19 protein-coding genes are annotated in these 19,669 nt (G+C 66.5%); 9 read left to right on the top strand and 10 right to left on the bottom strand.

The window, feature by feature from the left end; translation table 11 throughout:
* Nucleotides 1-13 precede the first annotated feature (13 nt).
* Complete coding sequence (obgE, locus tag MPARV_RS0110780; RefSeq protein WP_020378248.1) at nt 14-1,285, top strand: GTPase ObgE; 1,272 nt, start codon at nt 14-16, stop codon at nt 1,283-1,285.
* A gap of 40 nt (nt 1,286-1,325) precedes the next feature.
* Complete coding sequence (proB, locus tag MPARV_RS0110775; RefSeq protein WP_020378247.1) at nt 1,326-2,429, top strand: glutamate 5-kinase; 1,104 nt, start codon at nt 1,326-1,328, stop codon at nt 2,427-2,429.
* Between the two features lie 20 nt (nt 2,430-2,449).
* Here proB and MPARV_RS0110770 read toward each other — a convergent pair whose 3' ends face one another.
* From MPARV_RS0110770 to MPARV_RS0110745, 6 genes are all read right to left on the bottom strand, one after another.
* Entirely contained in the window at nt 2,450-3,292 is an 843-nt protein-coding gene (locus tag MPARV_RS0110770) for a PspA/IM30 family protein (protein ID WP_100221311.1), read from the bottom strand.
* Between the two features lie 22 nt (nt 3,293-3,314).
* Nucleotides 3,315-5,444: a murein biosynthesis integral membrane protein MurJ gene (gene murJ / locus MPARV_RS0110765; protein WP_020378245.1), complete on the bottom strand. Its 2,130-nt coding sequence runs from the start codon at nt 5,442-5,444 to the stop codon at nt 3,315-3,317.
* Nucleotides 5,441-6,298, bottom strand: coding sequence for a hypothetical protein (locus MPARV_RS0110760; protein ID WP_020378244.1), 858 nt, complete (start codon nt 6,296-6,298; stop codon nt 5,441-5,443). Before MPARV_RS0110760 ends, murJ begins: the two co-directional genes overlap by 4 nt.
* A 47-nt stretch (nt 6,299-6,345) precedes the next feature.
* Complete coding sequence (locus MPARV_RS0110755; protein WP_020378243.1) at nt 6,346-8,184, bottom strand: substrate-binding and VWA domain-containing protein; 1,839 nt, start codon at nt 8,182-8,184, stop codon at nt 6,346-6,348.
* A 40-nt stretch (nt 8,185-8,224) separates the two neighbouring features.
* Nucleotides 8,225-9,202 (bottom strand): hypothetical protein, encoded by a 978-nt coding sequence (locus tag MPARV_RS0110750; RefSeq protein WP_020378242.1) that lies wholly within the window; start codon nt 9,200-9,202, stop codon nt 8,225-8,227.
* Between the two features lie 70 nt (nt 9,203-9,272).
* The gene (locus tag MPARV_RS0110745) at nt 9,273-9,641 is read right to left on the bottom strand and encodes a DUF488 domain-containing protein (RefSeq protein ID WP_020378241.1); all 369 of its coding nucleotides are present in this window, start codon (nt 9,639-9,641) and stop codon (nt 9,273-9,275) included.
* 41 nt (nt 9,642-9,682) lie between these two features.
* On the opposite strand from MPARV_RS0110745, the gene MPARV_RS25805 reads away from it, so the two are divergent.
* Nucleotides 9,683-9,808, top strand: coding sequence for a hypothetical protein (locus tag MPARV_RS25805; protein WP_274517210.1), 126 nt, complete (start codon nt 9,683-9,685; stop codon nt 9,806-9,808).
* Between the two features lie 114 nt (nt 9,809-9,922).
* On the opposite strand, the gene MPARV_RS0110735 is transcribed toward MPARV_RS25805, so the two are convergent.
* The 4 genes from MPARV_RS0110735 to MPARV_RS0110720 form a co-directional block, all read right to left on the bottom strand.
* The gene (locus MPARV_RS0110735) at nt 9,923-11,440 is read right to left on the bottom strand and encodes an AAA family ATPase (RefSeq protein ID WP_020378239.1); all 1,518 of its coding nucleotides are present in this window, start codon (nt 11,438-11,440) and stop codon (nt 9,923-9,925) included.
* A gap of 3 nt (nt 11,441-11,443) precedes the next feature.
* A complete protein-coding gene (locus MPARV_RS0110730; RefSeq protein WP_012222942.1) occupies nt 11,444-11,782 on the bottom strand; it encodes a type II toxin-antitoxin system PemK/MazF family toxin in 339 nt (112 codons plus the stop codon).
* On the bottom strand, nt 11,779-12,015 hold the full coding sequence (locus tag MPARV_RS0110725) for an antitoxin MazE (protein ID WP_012222944.1): 237 nt from the start codon (nt 12,013-12,015) through the stop codon (nt 11,779-11,781). The genes MPARV_RS0110730 and MPARV_RS0110725 overlap by 4 nt, the downstream gene beginning before the upstream one ends.
* A 109-nt stretch (nt 12,016-12,124) precedes the next feature.
* Nucleotides 12,125-12,670: a DoxX family protein gene (locus tag MPARV_RS0110720; protein ID WP_012222946.1), complete on the bottom strand. Its 546-nt coding sequence runs from the start codon at nt 12,668-12,670 to the stop codon at nt 12,125-12,127.
* A gap of 101 nt (nt 12,671-12,771) precedes the next feature.
* On the opposite strand from MPARV_RS0110720, the gene MPARV_RS0110715 reads away from it, so the two are divergent.
* The 6 genes from MPARV_RS0110715 to MPARV_RS0110690 are packed head-to-tail and all read left to right on the top strand — an operon-like array spanning nt 12,772 to nt 19,652.
* Nucleotides 12,772-13,725: an AAA family ATPase gene (locus MPARV_RS0110715; RefSeq protein ID WP_020378238.1), complete on the top strand. Its 954-nt coding sequence runs from the start codon at nt 12,772-12,774 to the stop codon at nt 13,723-13,725.
* A gap of 3 nt (nt 13,726-13,728) precedes the next feature.
* Entirely contained in the window at nt 13,729-15,225 is a 1,497-nt protein-coding gene (locus MPARV_RS0110710; protein WP_020378237.1) for a vWA domain-containing protein, read from the top strand.
* On the top strand, nt 15,222-16,064 hold the full coding sequence (locus tag MPARV_RS0110705) for a glycosyltransferase (RefSeq protein WP_012222949.1): 843 nt from the start codon (nt 15,222-15,224) through the stop codon (nt 16,062-16,064). The genes MPARV_RS0110710 and MPARV_RS0110705 overlap by 4 nt, the downstream gene beginning before the upstream one ends.
* Complete coding sequence (locus MPARV_RS22710; protein ID WP_020378236.1) at nt 16,061-17,218, top strand: glycosyltransferase family 4 protein; 1,158 nt, start codon at nt 16,061-16,063, stop codon at nt 17,216-17,218. Before MPARV_RS0110705 ends, MPARV_RS22710 begins: the two co-directional genes overlap by 4 nt.
* Nucleotides 17,215-18,375, top strand: a complete 1,161-nt coding sequence (locus MPARV_RS0110695) for a hypothetical protein (protein WP_020378235.1) — start codon at nt 17,215-17,217, stop codon at nt 18,373-18,375. Before MPARV_RS22710 ends, MPARV_RS0110695 begins: the two co-directional genes overlap by 4 nt.
* The gene (locus MPARV_RS0110690) at nt 18,372-19,652 is read left to right on the top strand and encodes an acyltransferase family protein (protein ID WP_012222954.1); all 1,281 of its coding nucleotides are present in this window, start codon (nt 18,372-18,374) and stop codon (nt 19,650-19,652) included. Before MPARV_RS0110695 ends, MPARV_RS0110690 begins: the two co-directional genes overlap by 4 nt.
* Nucleotides 19,653-19,669 lie beyond the last annotated feature (17 nt).

Here is a 19,669-nt window from a genome sequence, read left to right as displayed (position 1 = left end):
CTACGCTGTCCCGGTGAGCAACTTTGTTGACGAGACCGGGGTGTTCGTAAAGGCAGGTGAGGGCGGCGCGGGTGCGGTGGCGTTCCGCCGCGAGGCACATACGCCCCGAGGGGGCCCGGACGGCGGGGACGGCGGGAAGGGCGGCGACGTCTGGTTTGTGGCCGACCGGAACGTGGCCTCGCTGTTGGCGTTTCGGGACCATCCGCACCGAAAGGCCACCAGTGGCAACCATGGCGGTGGTAAGGGCATGCACGGTGCAGCGGGCGAGGACCTGCTGGTGCCGGTGCCCGAAGGCACCCTGGTGCGCGAACGCGATGGCACGGTGCTGGCCGACCTGGTCGGCCATGGTGACCGGTGGCTGGCGGGCGAGGGGGGCAGGGGCGGCCACGGCAACGCCCGGTTCCTGTCCAACCGGCGCCGTGCCCCCGACTTTGCCGAGCAAGGTGAATACACCGAGGAACGCTTTCTGGTCCTCGAGCTGAAACTGATGGCCGACGTGGCGCTGGTCGGGTTTCCCAATGTGGGCAAATCCACGCTGATCGCGGCAATCTCGGCGGCCAAGCCCACAATCGCCAACTACCCGTTTACCACCCTGGTGCCCAACCTCGGGGTGGTTCGCACCGATGATGGGTTTGAGATGGTCGTGGCAGATATCCCTGGCCTGATCGAAGGTGCAGCAGAGGGTCGGGGCCTGGGCCACGCCTTTCTCCGTCATATCGAGCGGGCCAGGGTGCTGGTGATCATGGCCGACGTGGCCCCGCCCGGCGCACGCATGCATGAGGCCGATCGGCACGAGCAGGAGCGGGTGCTGCTGGGCGAGCTGCTCGACTATCGGCCTGAACTTCTCGATCGAACCAAAATCCGGGTTGCAGCACGCGCCGATTTGGCGCCGGAGGAGGCAGCCGAGGCCGAGGCCGAGGGCTGGCTGGCCGTCTCGGGGGTGACCGGGCAGGGGACCAGGCAGTTCGTCGGCGCCATGCGCCGCGCGGTGGAGGAGGCTCGCGAGTCCGGTGAGGACCCGAGCGCCTACGTGGTGCATCGCCCCGAGCCCGAGGGCATTCGGGTGGTACGTGAGATCGACGGTTCGCTCCGCGTGGTGGGTCGGGATGCCCAGCGGGCGGTGGCCTTGTCGGATCTCACCAACCCCGACGCGCTGGCCGAGGCGCAGCGACGGTTGAACAAGCTTGGGGTCAACAAGGCATTGGGCAAGGCCGGTGCCAAGGTTGGGGACATGGTGCACATTGGCGCCATGTCGTTTGAGTACGGCGAGGACGACCTCCGTTGAGCGCGCTGCGCCGTGGGTGCCTGCCGGGTCGATACCTGTCATGTTGGTAATCGCAAAGATCGGCACGTCGTCGGTGACCGATGACGCCGGGCGGCTGCGGTCCGATGCCATCGAGACGGTGGCGCGGGAGGTGGCAGCGGTGCATGCCGCCGGTCATCAGGTGGTGCTGGTCAGTTCTGGCGCTGTTGCCGCCGGCCTGCCGGCGTTGGGCCTCGGCGGCGACGAGCGTCCTCGCGACCCGCGCGTGCTCCAGGCCGTCGCCTCGGTGGGCCAGGTGCACCTGATGGAGCGCTACGGCGCCGTATTCGGGAAGCATCACAACACCGTGGTGGGCCAGCTCCTGGTGGTTCCGACCGACTTTGGTGCCAGGGACAAGTATTTGCATGCACGTGCCACCCTTGAGGCCATGCTCGAGCTGGGGGTGCTGCCCATCGTCAATGAGAACGATGCCCTGGCCGACGATGAGCTTCGCTTTGGCGACAACGACCGCATCGCTGCGTTGCTGGCCCAGGCACTGGCTGCAGACGTGCTGGTGTTGCTGACGGATCAGGCCGGTCTCTTGACCGCAGACCCCCGGCTGGACGCTTCCGCTTCGTTGATCGAGGACATTGCGCAGGTTGATCGTGAACTGGAGGCGCTTGCGGGCGACTCCGGGTCCAACCGCGGCACCGGCGGAATGACCTCCAAGCTTGCGGCGGCCAAGATGGCCACCTGGGCCGGCGTGCGCACCGTGATCGCCCAGGCCGACCGTTCAGGGGTACTCCTCGACGCGGTGACCGGCGAGCCGGGCGTGGGCACCACGGTGCGAGCGCGCCAAGGACGTCTGCCTGCTCGCAAGGTGTGGATCGCCTTCGCCGTCGGCGCCGCCGGTCGGATCTCGGTGGACGCTGGGGCGCGCGCTGCCTTGTTGACCGGCGGTTCGTCGCTGTTGCCGGCGGGCGTCGTGTCGGCGGACGGCGGGTTCGATGAGGGCGATGCGGTCGAGGTGGCCGACGCCGACGGCGCTGTCTTTGCGAAGGGAATCAGCCGGATTTCGGCGAGCGACCTACTGCTGGTGGCGGGGCGCCGGAGTTCGCAGGTGCCCGCCGATGTGTCACCGGTGGCGATCCATCGGGACGACCTGGTGGTGCTCCCCGAGGGCTGAGGGACGTCCGTCTGCGAGGTTTACCCGGCGGAAGGCTGGGCCTCGCCTGTGTCGGGAGCATCGGGCTGGGTGGCTGAGGGCTGGGCTGCGTCGGGCTGGGCTGCGGGTGCCGCTTCGACCGCGGATGCGTCGGCAGTACCGGTGTCGAGCCCCAACTGACTGCGAATCTTGGAAAGCCGAGCCTGGGCCTCCACGTTCCGGGTGGCCTGCTCCACCTCGAGCATTTTCGACTCGACCGACTGGCCCTGGAGCTCCGACACGCCCTGAGCCTTGGCGTATCGCCCCTCGATCTTCTCCCGAACCTGATCCAAGGTGGGCACGTCGTCGCCGACCGTGGCCGACAGGCTGGTCATGGCGTTGTTCATGGATTCCTGCATCTTGGCCTGGTCGAGCTGGCTGAGCAGCTGCTGCTTCTCGGCCAGCTTCTTTTGAAGCTTCGAGCTGTTCTGTGCCACGGCGGCCTTGGCCTGATCGGAGGCCTGGGTGGCCTGCAGGTGCATGCCTTTGAGCTGCTCGATCTCGGCCTCGATCGCAATCAGTCGGTTGGCGAACGCCTCTGCGGCCGAGGTCATCTCGGTCGCCTTGGCGGTATCGCCCGAGCGGGTGGCCTCATCGGCCATCAGCACCGCCTGGCGGGCGTTGGCTGTCAGCTTTTCGAGGTCGTCCATGCGGGTGTCAAGGCGCATCTCGGTCTGCTTCTGGTTGGCGACGACCGTCGCCGCCTGCTCCACCAGCATCTTGTGTTGCTGCTGAGACTCGGTGATCGCCTGCTCCAGCTGGACCTTGGGGTCAGCATTCGCATCGAAGCTCATGTTCAGCTTGGTGGTCAGATACTTCCAGAAGCGCTTGATCGATTTGAACACGACGACGAGCATAGAGCCTGGCTCAGGCGGTGCCATCCGGTTGGTCCGGCTTACCCGAGGCTCCAGGGGTTGAAGGGGTGGTCCGCGCCAGCAACCGCTCGACGGCACTCGGTACGAACGGCCCGATCTTGCGCCGAAGCACCGACACGTAGCGGTCCAGGCCCTCGATGCGCAGCAGGGCGACCGCCAGGACGAACGCGACCGCCCCAAACACCACGCGCAGGATCAGCTGAGCGGGCGCCCAGTCCAGCGCCGACAACGGTGGCAGCGTGGGGATCAGGGCGCCTGCCACGGTGGCCACAGCGGCCACGGTCGCCTTGCCCATCATGGTGAACAGACTGCGGTCGAGCAGGTCCCGCACCTGGAAGTTGAGCACCAGCACGCTGATGACCGCAGCGATGAGATACGCCCCGCTGAACGCAACCGCCAGCCCGGAGGCGGTGCGGGTGGTGAGCAGCACCGCCAGCACGATGTTGAGCCCGTTTTCGCCCACGTTGATCCAGAACGGGGTGCGGGTGTTCTGGCGGGCGTGAAACGCCCGAATGGCGTACAGGTAGGTGGAGAACGCCGGCAACCCGACGGCGAAGGCGATGAGGGTGCGGGCGGTCTCGTCGGTGCCCGACGCGCTGAAGGCGCCGCGTTGAAACACCACTTGGATCAGCAGTTGGGCCACGACGACGTAACCCGCTGCGGCGGCCAGTACCACCGTGAACAACACGTTGAGACCCTCGCGAAAGTTGGCGCGGTAGGAGGTCAAATCGCCATCGACGAACGAGGTGGCCAGACGGGGTAGGACGGCGGTCATCAGGCTCACTGCGATCAGCCCATGGGGCAATTGAAAGAACGCAAACGCATATTGGTAGGTGGCCACCGTGCCTTCGGGCCCCGAGTTGGCCAGGTTGGTCACCACGTAGAGCGAGACCTGGTTTGCCACCACGTAGCCCATGGTCCAACCGGACAGCCGGATCAGGCGCTTGACCACCGGGTGGGTGGGAGCGAGGTTCCAGCGCAGCCGCACCACGCCGTCGCGCATGGGCGGGATCAGCGGCAAGGCTTGCGCGACCACACCCAGGGTGGTGCCGATGCCCAGGACCAGCAGGAGGGCATTCAGTGAGCCGGACCCCTCACTCACCCGTTGCACCAACGGGCGGGCGGCCACGAACATGACCGTGACCACGAGGTTGTTGGCGATCGGGGTGTAGGCGGGGATCGACAGCTTGTGCTGGCTGTGCAGCACCGCCGTGGCCAGGCTGACGATGCCATAGAGGAAGATCTGAGGAAGGAACAGCCGCATCAGCGGCACGGTCAGTTCCAGCTGGGCGGCCCGGGCACCCGGCTCCAAGCCCAGGGTGTAGGCCTTGGCCACCCAGGGCGCCGCCAACACGCCTACGACCGAAAGCACCAGCAGCGCCAGCGACGACACGGTGATGATCGCGGATGCGCCGTCATCGAACTCGCCTCGGCGGGTGCGACGACGGGTGTTGACGAACAGCGGTACCAGGGTGGAGGACAACACGCCGCCCACCACCAGCTCGTAGATGATGTTGGGGGTGTTGTTGGCGATGCCGTAGGCGTCGGCGAGCCCAGTGCGGCCCAGGGCATACGCCATGGCGCCCCAGCGGAGCACGCCGGTGACGCGCGACAACACGGTGCCCAACGCCGGGTTGGCTGCCGCCCGCACCAGGTCCTTTTCGCCTGCGGCCACCATCTCCGGGTCGTCCTCGACGGGCACCCCCACCGGTTCATTGGCACGCGCCGCGTCCTGGTTGCCGCCGGAGTCATCGCTGAAGGCGGGGCCGTCGTCTTCGACGAGGATCACGTCGTTCATCGATGCGCCCTCGGACCCGATCTCGCCGGGCACTCCCACCGGGCCGATCATTTCCGGATGAGGCATGGGTATCGGCGGGGACACCACCGGCGAGGCACCCGTGTGGGTGACGCTGGCCACCCGTTGACGGTCGGCGCGCTCGCGTCCTGCAAAGCGAACCAGTCCCGAGGGAACCCAGTCGACCCCAGCCACCAGCGGGGGCGGCACGAGGTAGCGGCACCCGGTTGGTGAGTCCTTCGCGTGCACCCAGGTGCGCGTCCGTCGACCTGCCGCCTGACCGTCGGTGCGTGGCGATGCTGCTTGCCCCGGCACGGTGGTGGTCACGTGCCCTCCCCGGTTTGTCCGGTTTGGGGCGGTTGGGTTTGGGGCGGTTGGGTTTGGGGCGGTTGGGTTTGGGAGACCGGGGGTGGGAGGTCCGGGAGTGCCTTGGGGACCGTGGCGTCGGATGCCCGGACCTCCACCATCGCCTGGCGGAGGGCCTCCATCTCGTCCACGATGCCCGCCACGTCGGCGCGCAGCGAGCCTGCGGCAGTGGAGTCGGCCTGGCTGACCGACAACTCGATGGCCCTGGTGACCGCCTCGTCCAACCGGGCGTTGAGAAGTCGCAGGCGGCTCTCTGATTCGGTGAGCGTCGCTTCCATGCGGTCAGCGGTGGCCAACTGCATCAGCAGAGCCTCTTCGGTGGCCGCAAGGCTGGGGGAGTCTGCCGCAGCGCGTAGCCGACGTGTCTCGGCCAACTCGCCCTCGACTGCCGGTCGGTTGATCTGCGCGCGTCCCATGCCGACGGCGTTGCCCGACTTGGCAATTTCCCAGACCTCGGCCACGCCCTCATTGAGGTGGGCACGAATCTCGCCCAATCGATCTCGCAGGGGACCTTGGGGGGTACCGTGCAACGCTCGTTGGAAGTTCTGTTCCGCCTGCTGGGCGTCACGAACCAGGCGCTTCCACGGCTCGTTCAACGCAAACGCATCGATCCGGGTCGTCGAGCCCCGCTCGGGGCGGGGGACGGCCACGCCCACGCGAATCACCCAGGCCGCAATTGCGCCCACCACGGCGCCGATCGGCCCCAGCCCGGTGAGAACACCGACCGCCGCGCCGACACCGCCCGCCACGATGCCGGCCGGGCCGGTCATCGCCCGAGCCACCTGGGGCGTGTAGAAGCGGTCACGGAAACTCATGGCGTCGTGAGCGTTGCCTTCTCCCAGGCCGGCTGGGACGATCGGGGTCAGAAGTTGGACACGACTGCGGTGAACACCCGATCGATCGCATCCGGATCGCTCGAGTCGTACGCCGCCGCGTCGGATGCCTCGGCGATCGCCGAAAGTTGACCGGTCGAGGCCCCCTCACCGTAGGCGATGGTGAACATGCGGACGGGTGTCGCCGCTTCACCTTCGCTACCGGCACGCAGTTTGTTGGTCAGAGCCTTGAACTGAGCGTCGTCGTCAGCGGGATCACCGTCTTCGTTGATGCCGTCGGTCAAGAGGATCACAGCGTTGATGCGCGTCGGGTCATAACCGCTCTTGATCTCGTCGAACGCCTGCTCGGCGGCTCCAAAAAGTGGGGTGCCGTTGCGGGGCCTGAGCTCCCGGAGCGCGGTGCGGAGGCCTTCGGCGTTGGCGCCCAGTTCCTTGATCTCCACCAGGTCGTCGTACACCGGTTGGCCGGTGTTCTCGTCGGTGGTGAAGGTTCGCAGCCCCACCTCGTCGTCGGCCTTGAACTCGTCCAACGCCGTGCTGGCCGCCTGCTTGGCCAGGTCAAGCTTGGTGGGGCCGCCCGGGTCGCCGGCGGTGGCCGGCTCGCTCATCGAACCGGAGACGTCGAGCATCATCAGCACCCGGGCACCTTTTCGTTGGGTGTCCCAGGCGTTCAGGATTGCGTCGAGCACCTTCGGGTCGGGCACGGGCAAGGTGGTGGCCGGCTGATCGGGATCCACCCCGTTCTTGGCCACGATCGGGTTACCAACCGGCACCTCGGGGTTGCCCGGACGGAAGCCGAACGCCAGCACCTTCTTCTGGTTGGTCGGCTCCTGGAGGAACTTGATGAACTTGTCGGCGGCATCCTTCTGAGCCTGGGTCCCGCTCACGACGTACAGCGGGTTGTCGGAGTACAGCGTGCCCTCGGTTGGATAGATCGACACCAAAGGGATCCGAGGTTTGCGGGGCTTCTCCCCGGGGTCGAGTACGCCATCGGGATTACCCGAGTTGTAGTCGATCACCGACTTCTCCTCGACGGCGACGGCGGAGGCGTAGGTGAGCGCCGTGTCGCGCCGGTCGGCCCGAAACCAGTTGTTGAGAAACGTCATCGTGATGTCGCCGTAGTGCACCACCGACGACTCGATGCCCTTGTTGAAGTCAACGACCTTCTTGGCTTTCAGTTGTTCGACCGGCAGGTTGTCTTTCGCCCCGGCGGCCGCGTAATTCTGGGCCACAAGTGCCGACAGGCCGGAGGTGGAGTAGTTGGGGTTGGTCTTGCCCAGCTTGAACTGTCCCCACTCAGGGTGACCCCGCTTCGCCCATGCATCGGTCTCGGTGGACAGCGCCAGCAGGTCTTTCCAGCCCACCGGCTTCTCCGGGTAGCCGAGCGCATCAGCCATTGGTTGTGGCATGGCGATCACCAGGGGGGTCAGCATGAAGGTTGGTGGATCGTTCGGCACGGTGAACTTGTTGCCGCCATCGCTGGAACGCTGGTTTGTGATGGCGCCCCAACTGCTGGACGCCGGCGACCAGAGCACGGGCTCCGTGCCCATCTCGGCCGAGTTCCAGCCATCGGCCAGCGCCGTGGCCGCACGGCCGGAGGACACCGACTCGGGTTCCACCCGAACGCATCCCTGGCCGTCCCAGGCGCGATTGAAATCCTCGGCCAACTCCTTCATCAGGTCGATCTTCTCTGAACTGACCGCGGCCGGCACCTTGGTGCAGTTGTCATCCTCGGCGGCCTGTTCGCCACCGCCACCGCCCCCGCAGGCACCCGTCAGAAGGGCCACGGCCAAAAGCGCAACCCCGGCTCGGGTGGTGCCTTGGCGTCGCTGGGTGGGGAAGCGTCGGGTGGCGCGATCTTGGGTCATCAAAGTCTCCAGGTGATGGTCGGTGCTTGGCTCCGCCGGCTCATTGGGCGTTCCAACTTTCCAGCAGCGCGGCCAGAAGCCCCGGGTCGGTCGGGTCCGCGTCGCTGGGTGGCTCCCACCCGGCGGTGGTCAAACCGGTGCCGAGACGATCGGTGAAGTCGGTCACAGCCTCGGCCGACGGTGGCTGGGCGTCGTCGTTGGGTGAAGTCGTCCTTGCGGACACCTGCGCGGTGAGGTTGACAACGGGTTGTACCGGACGGACCTCGTAGCCGCGGGCTGTGGCCGGACCGGTGATCTCGGCCTCGGGCGCAATCAGCACCGAGGCCGCTCCCGGCGTTGTCGTGAACTTCTTGACCGCTGAGCTGGAGGAGACACCCAGCTCGCCGGAGTCGATCCGGCCGAGCAAGCCGCCAAAGGCCTGAGAGGTGACGTCGTCTCGGTCGGGCGGTGCATCGTCAGCGGGGATGGTGCCTGCGAGACCGGCGAGGGTGACCAGCCCGGCCGAGGACGGCGGCACCACGTGGCCGAGGCGAAACTCGCCCAGCGGCGCCGCCCCTCCGAGATCCGTCGCGTCCTTCCCGGTGGCATCCGCCAGGCAGTTCCAGGTCACCGTCTTGGGACATGCAACATCGAGCAGCTTGAGGTTGTCACCCTTGGCCGCCACGACCAGCGGGGTGGAGGCCACCTGCGCAGGCGTCCCAAAGGTCGGGACCTCGGTGTTTGGGTTGGCGACGGCCAGCATTGAAGACCAGTCCCCGGCGGTGACCCACAGGGCGGGCGGGTCATCCTTGGAGTTGAGGTCGCTCAGCCGGTCGAAGGCGTCACCGGGTTCGATCAGCTTCACTTCAGCCCCGTCGGCGGCAGCCGCACAGGCATCGGCCAGGAGCGGATCGCACCACAGGACCCCGAGCGAAGGTTCGGCACTCGGCCCATCGCCGCGCCCGTCGATGGCACCGCGCAGCACCACCGCACCGGCGACCAACCCAACTGCGGCCACCAGGGCCAGAATGCGTGCCATCACGAGAGACGTAGGCTACCGGAGGTAGGCCCAGCGCGGCCTGCGCCTCGCCGATGGAACGGCGGCGCAGTCAGGCGGTCGCCAAGCGCCGGTCTTCAAGCACCTGAGCCAGAACCACCGCCTGATTGTGCTCGGTGTCCTTTGCGCCGTAGACAAGCGTGACCCGGCCATCCTCGGTGCGCTCGACCAGGGCGGTTACCAGGTCTTCGTGATCGCAGAGTTCGGTTCGGTACCGCTCGGCGAACTCATCCCACCGCTCCGGGTCGTGCCCAAACCACTTGCGCAGCTCGTTGGTCGGTGCGATCTCCTTGCACCACTCGTCGATCTGCAGGTGGTCCTTGGACACGCCGCGAGGCCACAGTCGGTCGACCAGGACCCGATAGCCATCGTTGTGCGTCGGCTCCTCGTACGCCCTGCGGGTCCACACCCTGGCGCTCATGACCCGACCTCTTGAGTGTCTTCGTTCATATGCTCACCCCGTTGTTACGGATGGACTTTCAAGCGCTCACCCGGTCTCAGTATGTGGTGCCGCAGTTCCTCAAACCGAGGCAGGCCCACTTCGGCCACCGGGACGAGTGGGACTTCGAGACGTCGCAGCAGATGTAGGACGGCGCAGCGACCGCCGTGGCAGCTCTTGGCGGTGACCGCCGAGGCACAACACGACGAGTTCTGGCGGGCTGTCCTCTACGCGTAGATCGTCACTGGTGGCCCGGGGCTGTGTTATCGGTGGCCGGGGGCCGTGGCCGGGATGTCGGCGGCGGTGAGCAGGGCCAGGTCGTCGCGGGTGGGGCCGTCGAGGGCGACCACTCGGCTGGCCTGACACGCCATCGTCTCCTCCAGCAGGTTTCGAGCCAGGCGCCCGTTGCCGAAGCCCTCCTCGCGAGGCACCGCATCGAGCACCTCGGTGAGGCGGGCCCGAGCGTCGTCGGCCAGCTCGTAGCCGTTCTTGTCGGCCAGCAGGTCGAAGATCGCCAGCAGGTCCTGAGTGGAATAGTCGGGAAAGAAGACCGTGCGCGGGAATCGAGAGCGCAGTCCCGGATTGACGTCGAGGAACGCCGTCATCTCGTCGGGGTACCCGGCGACCACGACGACGACTCGATCGCGGCGGTCTTCCACCAGCTTCACCAGCGTGTCGACGGCCTCCCGCCCGAAGTCGCTCTCCGAGCCTCGGATCAGCGAGTAGGCCTCGTCGATGAACAACATGCCCTCGTCGGCCTCGTCGAAGCGCTTGGTGACCAGGGGGGCGGTCTGGCCGACGAACCCGGCCACCAGGGAGGTGCGGTCCACCTCGACCAGGTGCCCCCGTTCGACCACCCCGAGGGTGCGGTAGATCTGGGCCAGCAGCCGGGCGACCGTGGTCTTGCCGGTGCCGGGATTACCCGTGAACACCAGGTGGTTCGAACGGTCGGCGACCGGAAGGTCAACCTCGGCCCGCATCCGGCCCACCCGGATGAGGTCGGTGAGGCGCCGCACCTCGGCCTTCACCTCGGCCAACCCGATCAGGCCGTCCAGCTCGGCCATCAACTCCTCGAGGGGGCGAGGCGGCGGCAGCGGCTCGGGCTCGTGGACATCGGGCGCGGCCTCCGTGGCGGTTTGTGCGTCGGACGCGGGTGTGGCGGAAGCGTTGGTGGAGGGCGCGTCGACGTCGGGAGCGTCGGTGGCGATGCGGTTCGCCCGGGTGGCATGGTTGCCCGGACCGACCGTCCCGATTCGTCCCAGCAGGCGGTTGCGGAAGGCATCGAGCGCAGCCAACTCGCCCTCGGTGCAGATGATGTCCAGATCCACCACTGTGTGGGCGATGGCCATGGCGTCCCGGTAGTACCCGAGCGCCCGTTCGCCACCGTCGAGACGGTCGGCGCCGAGCAGGATCTCGAACAGGTCGCTGGGCCGGTCGAGCCAGCGCCGGGCGCCCCGCAGCAGGTCGGTCTCGCGCACCTTGGCGGGGGTGGCGCCCGCCAGTTGGGTGTCGAAGCGGCCGCCGAAGACGCCGATAAGCGGCCACAGCTCGTCGTCGGAATGGCGGCCGTCGCTGTCGATGAAGGCGCAGGCGATGCGGTAGGCCTCGACCGACACGTCGCCCGCCAGGTCTCCATCGGAAGCGATGTTGGCCACGTTGGACGCATCTGACGTGTTGCCCACCGAGTGGGTGACCTCGACCAGGGCGGTGGTGACGTTGCCGCAAAAGCGGTCCACCGCCAAGCCGAGCGGCCCGGTCGCCGAGTTGATCGAGGCACCCATCGTCTACCCGAACGCCGAGTCACATCCGACGGCAACCGCCATCGCCTGGCAGATGTGGCGCATTCGGAACTCCGAAAGGCGCCCGACCGGTTCGACCATCGCTCCCACGCTGACGCTTTCTACCGAGTCGAGGTTGACAGCGGTCGTTCTCCGCACCGGATCCTCGCCTGGCTCCAAGAGCACTTCGCTTTCGAGGTCACGAATTGTCGTGGTACACGGGGCAACGATGACTCGCTTCAGCCGACGGATCGCCTCGGCGCGGGAGAGCACAACAACCGGTCGGCGCGCGATCTCGGGCAGCTCACACCACCACAGTTCGCCCCGCTGGGGGAGTTCGCTCACGAAGCCTTGGCTGCGCGATGGAAAGAATCGAGGTCGCCCCATTCGTCAGGTTCACTCAGCGGTCGGCGGTCGTACACCTCGTAGCTTCGATCGACCTCATCGGTCCGATGCTTGGCCACGAAGGCAGCGAGGGCTTCGTCGAGAAGCTTCGAGTCACGAGCATCTGGAGACGCCGAACGAGCAGCTGCGAGCAGCTGTTCGTCGACCGTGGTGCTGACCCGAACTCGTGCCATGCCACGAGTATGCCACGTGCTCGTTGGTGATCACCGTCGGTGACCGGCGCCATGGCGAAGGTCGGCTTGCCCAATCATGCAAGAACACTGGCGTCCCGTGGTTGTGAACTCAGCCGAGTGCGGCCTTGAGTGGTTGGGCCGCGGACTCCAGCCTGGCCTGTGCCAAGGAGCCGGCCAGCTTGGCCTCGCGCTGGGCGGTGTTGACCATCCGCTCGGTGTCCTTGGCGGCCCGTCGGGCCCGCCAGCCGAGGCCGGGACGGCCCTCGGTGTCGACGGTGGCCAGCAACAGCCCGCCCAGGATCGACGCGTTCTTCTCGAACTGAATGCGAGACATCGTTCGGGCTTGGGTGTCCGGCTCCTCGTTCCAGAACGCATGCGCCGCCAACGTGGTTGGTACGAGCGTGCCCGCCAGCACCAGCGCCGAGAGGCGCGGGAACCTGCCGAGGGAAAACAACACTCCTGCGCCCACCATGATGGCGCCGTTGGCCTTCACCAGATCCGCATCGGCCATCGTCAACCCGGTGGCGTCCCTGATTGCACCCAGGAGCGGTGCCGCCGTGTCCACCTTCGACTCGGGATTGCGGGCGCTTGCCAGTCCCTCGTTGATCAACAGTCCGGCGATCAGGGGTCGGGCAACTCGTCGTAACAACATCATGTCTGAGATGTTCCCATGGCAGGACCGGATCAAACACCACCCGGCCGTTCGTCACAAGCGATTGGGAGCGCCCCGACGCCTGATCGGTAGTCTCTCTGCCAATGAGCACGGCCAGCGCACGCACCGACGGACTTCCCGAGACCGAGCCCCGCTTCGATGCGGTCGACGACGTGCGAGCCCGTCTCGGTGAGGTGGAGTACCTCTCCGACGAGGGGATCGCAGGAATCGTCTACCTCGCCGATCGGCTGGGTAAGCCGATTCTGGTCGAGGGCCCTGCGGGCACCGGCAAGACCCAACTCGCCAAGTCGGTGGCCGAGATCACCAACAGCCGACTGATTCGCCTGCAGTGTTACGAGGGCCTGGATGAAGCCAAGGCGCTGTACGAGTGGAATTACAAGAAGCAGTTGCTGCGGATCCAGGCGGCAGGCATTGAGGGCAACAGCGAGGGTGGCGCCGGCTGGGGTGAGCTTGAGGAGGACATCTTCTCCGAGGACTTCCTCCTGACTCGCCCGCTTCTCGAGGCGATCAGGGCCGAGGACCCGGTGGTTCTCCTGATCGATGAGGTCGACCGGGTGGAGGTGGAAACCGAGGCGCTGCTGTTGGAGCTGCTCAGCGATTACCAGGTGTCCATTCCCGAGCTGGGTACGATCACCGCCCGCCAGATCCCGCTGGTGTTCCTGACCTCGAACGCAACCAGGGAACTGTCCGAGGCGCTCAAGCGGCGTTGCCTGTACCTGTACATCGACTACCCGGACATGGAGCGGGAGCGCGAGATCGTGCTCACCAAGGTGCCGGGCATCACCGAGGCCCTGGCCGATCAGGTGGCCCGAATCGTGCGGTCGATCCGCCAGCTCGAACTCAAGAAGTCGCCGTCGGTTTCCGAGACGCTCGACTGGGCCCGCACCCTCATGCTGCTGGGCGTGGAGAAGGTGGATGCCCAGGTGGCCACCGACACGGCCAACATCCTCTTGAAGTACCAGTCGGACATCGCCAAGGCCACCCGGGAGTTTGTCAAGGATGGCGGCCAGTCCGCTGCGAAATCGATGCTGGGTTGATGGGTGCTCCCTGAGACCGCCGGCGGTGGCACCCTCGCAACCCTCGCAGTGACCGGCGAGCCCTTCCTGGAGCTGCTGGGGGGCTTCATTCTCGCGCTCAGGGAGGCCGGTCTGCCGGTGAGCCTGACCGAGAACCTGGACGCCATGGAGGCGGTTGGGCACATCCCGCTGGAGGACAGGGACGCATTCAAGTACGCGCTGGCCGCCACCCTGGTGAAAAACCACAGCCATTGGCGTGTGTTCGAGACCGTCTTTGAGGTGTATTTCAGCCACCGCGGGTCGGCCCACGTGCTGGACGAGGATGCTGCGGCCGCGCTGGCCGAGCTCGAGGACCAGATGGACCTGCCGCCCGGTGAGGGCGCAACCGGCGCGGGTGGTGCGGGCGGCGAGGCGATGACCTCGGAGGAACTGGCCGAGGCGTTGTACCAGTCGCTGTTGAAGGGCAACGATGCACAAATGCGGGCGGTGGCCCGCCAAGCGGTGCGTCGCTACGCCGGCATGGAGCCGGGCCGGCCGGTCGGCGGCACCTACTACCTCTATCGAACGCTGCGACAGCTCGACCTCGATGGAGTGCTGGCAAAGTTGCTGGAGGCGGCCAAGGACGCGGCCCCGGAGGACCAAAACTCCCTTGATGCGCGGCTCGAGGCCGACGAGTACGAACACCGCATCAACCAGCTCAAGTCTGAGATCGAGGCCGAGATCCGTCGTGGCCTGGTGGCGGACCGCGGTGTGGAGGCCATGTCGCGCACCCTGCGCAAGCCGCTTCCAGAAGACATCGATTTCATGCATGCCAGTCGCGACGAGCTGAAGGTGCTTCGTCAGGCGATCCAGCCGCTCACCCGCAAGTTGGCGGTGCGTCTGGCCCGCAAGCGTCGTCGCGGCCGCAGGGGTCCGTTGGATTTTCGTTCGACGGTTCGCCACTCCCTCAGCACAGGCGGGGTGCCCGCCGACCCACAGTTTCGACCCCCGAGGCCCCACAAGCCCGAGATCTTTGTCATCGCCGACATCTCCGGCTCGGTGGCTGCCTTCGCCCGGTTCACGCTGCACCTCGTGTATGCGCTTTCGGGCCAGTTCAGTCGGGTGCGAAGCTTCGTGTTCATCGATGGCATCGACGAGGTGACCCACATGTTTGAGGGCACCGACGACATCATGGAGGCGATCCACCGGGTGAACACGGAGGCCGACGTGGTGTGGGTGGACGGTCACAGCGACTACGGCCATGCATTCGAGGCCTTCTGGGAGAAGGCCGGGCGCGAGATCAGCCCGAAGAGCACTGTGATCATCCTGGGCGACGCTCGCAACAACTACCACGCCAGCCAGAGTTGGGTGGTGAAGGAGATAGCGCACCGGGCCCGCCACACCTACTGGCTGAACCCCGAACCAAAGAGCTACTGGGACACCGGCGATTCGATCGTGTCCGATTACGCGGTGTACACCGATGGTGCCTTCGAGTGCCGCAACCTTCGCCAGCTCGAGACCTTCGTCGACAACCTCGCGTGAGTAACGATGCGGCCGAGGGGCAGACCAACGCCATGGCCGCGGCGGAACGTCTGCGGGGAGTCGCGGTGACCGTGCTGGTGCCGACGCGCAACGAGGGCGACAACGTCGAGCGGTTGTTGGGCCGGTTGTCGACCCACTTCGGCGAGACCGGACGCAGCTACGAGGTGTTGTTCGTCGACGACTCCGACGATGAGACGCCGCAGGTGGTTCGTCGGGCGGCCGCGGCGGGCGAGCCGGTGCGCATGATCCACCGGCCTGTGGGGCGGCGCGACGGAGGCCTCGCCGGTGCGCTGACACTGGGCATGGCCCAAGCGAGAGGTCGTGCCGTGATCGTGATGGATGGAGATCTGCAGCATCCGCCCGAGGTCGCCGAGTCGATGGTGGCGCCGCTGTTGGACGGCCCTGCGCAGGTGACGGTGGGTAGCCGCTATGCGGCGGGAGGCTCTGCGGAAGGCCTTGAGTACCGCTGGCGGCACTGGGCATCGGTGGGCTCGCGGTGGCTGGTGCAGTTCATGTTTCGGGAGACTCGGCGTTCCTCGGACCCTGGGGGTGGGCTTTTTGCCATTCGCCCCGAGGTGCTGGCCAACGCCACCCTGGCGCCTGAGGGCTACAAAATGCTGGTGGAGATCCTGGTTCGGGGGAAATGGGAGGTGTTGGTGGACGTGCCCTATCGCTTCGAGACCCGCACCGATGGTCAGACCAAGAGCACCCTGGTGGAAGGTTGGAACATGGTGAAGCACCTGGTGCGCCTGTGGTGGAGCACCAGGGTTGGATGGGGCCCTGAGCCGGCGCAGCCACGCACCGACGGCCTGGAGATCCTCGACCCGGCTGCGCCATGACCGAATCCAAGCCAATGTCGGTGCTGTTGGTGGCATCGCAACTTCCCCCGGTGACCTCCGGCGTGTCACGGTCGGTTGATCGGCTTCGTCGCGGCTTGATCGAGCGAGGTCATCGAGTGGACGCGGTTTCGGCCCTGGCCGATCGAGGGTTGACCTACGGCGAGTACCGAATGCACTTTATTGCTCGACGCTTCGCCCGCTTTGCCCGCTTCACCGAGGGCTACGACGTGGTGGGCCTGCACGGGCCATCGCCGTTCTGCTCGGAGTTGTTTCTGGCGCGAACCGCGTTGGCGCGGCGCCGACCGGCGGTGGTGTACACCCATCATTTTCAAGTGATGGTGGAGGCCGCCGGACGTGGTCGCGGCGCGATGTATCGGGCCCAACTGGGCGTGAACACCGCACAGGAGCGCCTGGCCCGCGTGGCGGACGAGGTCGTGGTCACGTCGCCGTCCTATCGGGACCTGCTTGCGGCGGCGGGGGTACCGGGAGCTCACGTCATTCCGTGGGGGGTCGATGCCGTGGCACCGGCGGGCGCGGACACACCGGAGGATGTGACCGCGCGGTCAAACGGCCCGTTGCGAGTGCTGTTCGTGGGTCAGATGCGGCCCTACAAGGGAGTCCCGGTGCTGCTGGAGGCTCTCGACGGGCTCCCCGGGGTGGAGGCCACCCTGGTGGGTGGCGGACTGGATGAGCAGCAGTACCGCGAGTTGGCGCGACGCAGGGGCCTGACCAACGCCCGCTTTGTCGGGCGCGTCGACCACGACGAATTGTTGGCCGCCTACCGCAGCCACGACGTCATCGTGTTGCCATCGATCAACGAACTGGAGGCCTTTGGCATGGTGCTTCTCGAAGGCATGTCTGCCGGTCTGATCCCGGTGTGTTCCGACCTGCCGGGGTTGGGTGACGTGGTGGGGGACACCGGGCGGGTGGTGCCCCGACGTGACCCTGACGCGCTCCGTGGGGCGCTGGCATCGTTGGCCGCTCAACCGGCCGAACGGGCACGGTTGAGCAAATCGGCACGGGCACGGGCGGCCACGTTCACCTGGGAACGGTCAGTTGCGGACTACGAGGCCGTTCTCGCTGCCGCCGTTCTTTCCAACGCCGACCGGGGGCGTAGCATCTCGGCCAATCCAACGACGCGACGGCAGCGATGAGTATCGACGAACAGAACGAGTTGAACCCCCCACCCGTCGACGGTGCTGACGCCCCGGACGATGTGCCCGGCGACGCCCCGGACGATGTGCCCGGCGACGCGACCGATGACGCGACCGATGACGCGACAGATGACCGGACGCGAGGACAGCGGGTACGAGACCTGCTGGCGTCGGACCGTCTGCCCTTCGTCAATCGCCAGTTCCTGATCGTGGTGGGTGTGGCGATGGTGCTTGGAGCGGCGGCGGTGCTGATCAACACCTACGTCGTGCCTCCGGAGGTGATCGATGGCATGGAGATCCCGGTGCGCATGGACAGCTTCGACCGGGGTATTTTCAGCGACGAACTGGGCGTCATCGTCGACTCCAAGAGCTCGATCAATCCATTTTACGACTCGACGCGATGGTCGGTCTACGGCGGCATCTGGGGCATCAACGGCGGGCAGGGGGCGATCATCGATGTCGACAAGGACTCCCCGGCACTGGTGGCCATGGGATGGGCCTCGCCGATCTCGGCGGTGCAGGCCCGGCTGAGCAGACCGATGACGAACGCTGGGGTGGCCTTTAGAATCGCTTCGGTGGACGACTACTGGGCGGTCGTCGCAGACCCGGTGGACAGCAGGCAGTGGCTGCGCATTCTGCGGGTGGTCAACGGCAAGGTGGAGGAGGTGGGCCACACACAGAAGAACTCGTTGAACGTGTTTGGGGCCACGCTCGTGACGGTTCGTTTCGAGGATGACGGGTTCAGCATCTGGGTGGATGGCTCAATCTCCACGCGGGTTCGTGATGACACGTTCGCCGATGCAAACCAATCAGCAGGCCTGGTCGGAGTGGACCGCAAGGCGAGAGGTGCACAGTTTGATGACTTCGCGCTGTTTGCCGAGCCGACCGTTCGCCAGCTGCAACCGGAATCGGTCAACCCCGAGGCGCCGGCCGGCGCAGCGACAACCCCAACCGTGGCGACGCCACCGGCCGGCGGGGTGACAACAGCGCCGGTCCCCGCACCCACCGGCGGTACGCCGCCGACATCGGGCGGTACGCCGGCGACATCGGGCGGGGCGACCACGCAGGTCAGCATCCCCGGTCCGGCAGCCGATGGTGGCGGTGCTCCCGCATCCACCCCGCCAAACGGTGAAGGGGCCGGGGGTCAGGGGGGATGACCTCCACGCTGGACCGCGCCGCCGTCGCCCCTCAGTCGGGCGATGGTCGCCGGCAGGTGCCCAAGGTCAGCCGCACGTACTACCCGTGTCTGAACGGCCTGCGGTTTCTGTCTGCGTTCCTGGTGATGTGCACGCACACGTTGGGGGTGTTTCGTACCTCGCTGGGCGCGAGCGATCAACTGGTGCAACACATCGGACACATGTCCGTCGGCACGTTCTTCGCGCTGTCGGGATTTCTGCTGTTCCGTCCATTCGTGGAGGGGATTCTGGATGGCACGCCGTTTCCCAACCTGCGCGACTATGCCACCGGCCGCCTGCTGCGGCTGGTGCCGCTGTACTGGGTGGCGCTGTTCTTTTACATCACCGTCTTTCCAGACGTTGACCTGCCGACCAACGCTGTCGGTTGGGTGGCACTGTTCGGGTTTGGGCAGATTTACGTGTTTGGAGGCGAGTTCTGGGCCATCTTTGCTGCCTGGACGTTGGGGGTTGAGCTGGCCTTCTACCTGATTTTGCCTCTGTTGGCGATGGCCTATCGGCGTGTGAGCCGAGCGTTCGGAACGTCGGTTCAGGACCGCATGGTCGGTATTTACCTGGCCTTGGGCGCGCAAGTGGTGTTCTCGATCGCCATCAAGGTGTTGATCATGACGATCCGCGACACCACCCATCCATCGCTGGTGTGGATGCCATCGATGCTGGACTGGTTTGCCGTAGGAATGTTCTTTTCGGCGCTGGCCGCAGCACAGGTCCGGGGCCTTGCGCTTCCCGGTTGGATCCGGTGGATGTCCGATCGGCCCTGGTTTTGTTGGGGTTCGGCGGTCGGGGTGATTTGGGCCGCTGTTCAGCTGCGCTACTACTTCATCTACTTCCCGACCATGGGGCAATCCTTGGCCAGGCATGTGGCGCATGGCGCCGGTGCCGGGCTGTTGCTGCTCCCGCTGACCTTGGGTGATCAGTCCAAGGGTGCCATCCGCTGGGTGATGCGTTCCTGGGTGTTTGCGTCGCTTGGCGCAATCTCCTACGGCCTCTATCTGTGGCATCCGGGTTTCGTGAAGCTGTTTTTCCGAATGGGTCTCGAGGGCCAGGTGCCGAAGGGTCGCTGGTGGCAGCTGCTGTTCGTGTTTGTCGCTTCGGTGGTGGTGGCCACGATCACGTACTGGGGCGTTGAGCGTCCGGCGATGGATCTCAGCCCCAGCCGTCGTCGCCGTCGTAGCGAAGCTCGACGGTCGGCGGCCAAAAGCGCAGCCTCCAAGCGCGGCGCCGAGGCCGACGCGACCTAAGATTGCCGAGCCCGATC

Origin of the sequence: Candidatus Microthrix parvicella Bio17-1 (assembly GCF_000299415.1) — a bacterium.
GTDB lineage: Bacteria > Actinomycetota > Acidimicrobiia > Acidimicrobiales > Microtrichaceae > Microthrix > Microthrix parvicella.
This window is presented reverse-complemented; position numbering and strand designations above follow the sequence as displayed.

Coding starts and splice junctions, on each gene's coding strand:
- proB (WP_020378247.1), top strand. CDS start 1,326: ATGTTGGTAATCGCAAAGATCGGCACGTCGTCGGTGACCGATGACGCC.
- MPARV_RS0110760 (WP_020378244.1), bottom strand. CDS start 6,298: ATGAGTTTCCGTGACCGCTTCTACACGCCCCAGGTGGCTCGGGCGATG.
- MPARV_RS0110720 (WP_012222946.1), bottom strand. CDS start 12,670: ATGATGTTGTTACGACGAGTTGCCCGACCCCTGATCGCCGGACTGTTG.
- MPARV_RS22710 (WP_020378236.1), top strand. CDS start 16,061: ATGACCGAATCCAAGCCAATGTCGGTGCTGTTGGTGGCATCGCAACTT.
- MPARV_RS0110750 (WP_020378242.1), bottom strand. CDS start 9,202: ATGGCACGCATTCTGGCCCTGGTGGCCGCAGTTGGGTTGGTCGCCGGT.
- MPARV_RS0110755 (WP_020378243.1), bottom strand. CDS start 8,184: ATGACCCAAGATCGCGCCACCCGACGCTTCCCCACCCAGCGACGCCAA.
- MPARV_RS0110735 (WP_020378239.1), bottom strand. CDS start 11,440: ATGGGTGCCTCGATCAACTCGGCGACCGGGCCGCTCGGCTTGGCGGTG.
- MPARV_RS0110690 (WP_012222954.1), top strand. CDS start 18,372: ATGACCTCCACGCTGGACCGCGCCGCCGTCGCCCCTCAGTCGGGCGAT.
- MPARV_RS0110695 (WP_020378235.1), top strand. CDS start 17,215: ATGAGTATCGACGAACAGAACGAGTTGAACCCCCCACCCGTCGACGGT.
- MPARV_RS0110725 (WP_012222944.1), bottom strand. CDS start 12,015: ATGGCACGAGTTCGGGTCAGCACCACGGTCGACGAACAGCTGCTCGCA.
- MPARV_RS0110745 (WP_020378241.1), bottom strand. CDS start 9,641: ATGAGCGCCAGGGTGTGGACCCGCAGGGCGTACGAGGAGCCGACGCAC.
- MPARV_RS0110715 (WP_020378238.1), top strand. CDS start 12,772: ATGAGCACGGCCAGCGCACGCACCGACGGACTTCCCGAGACCGAGCCC.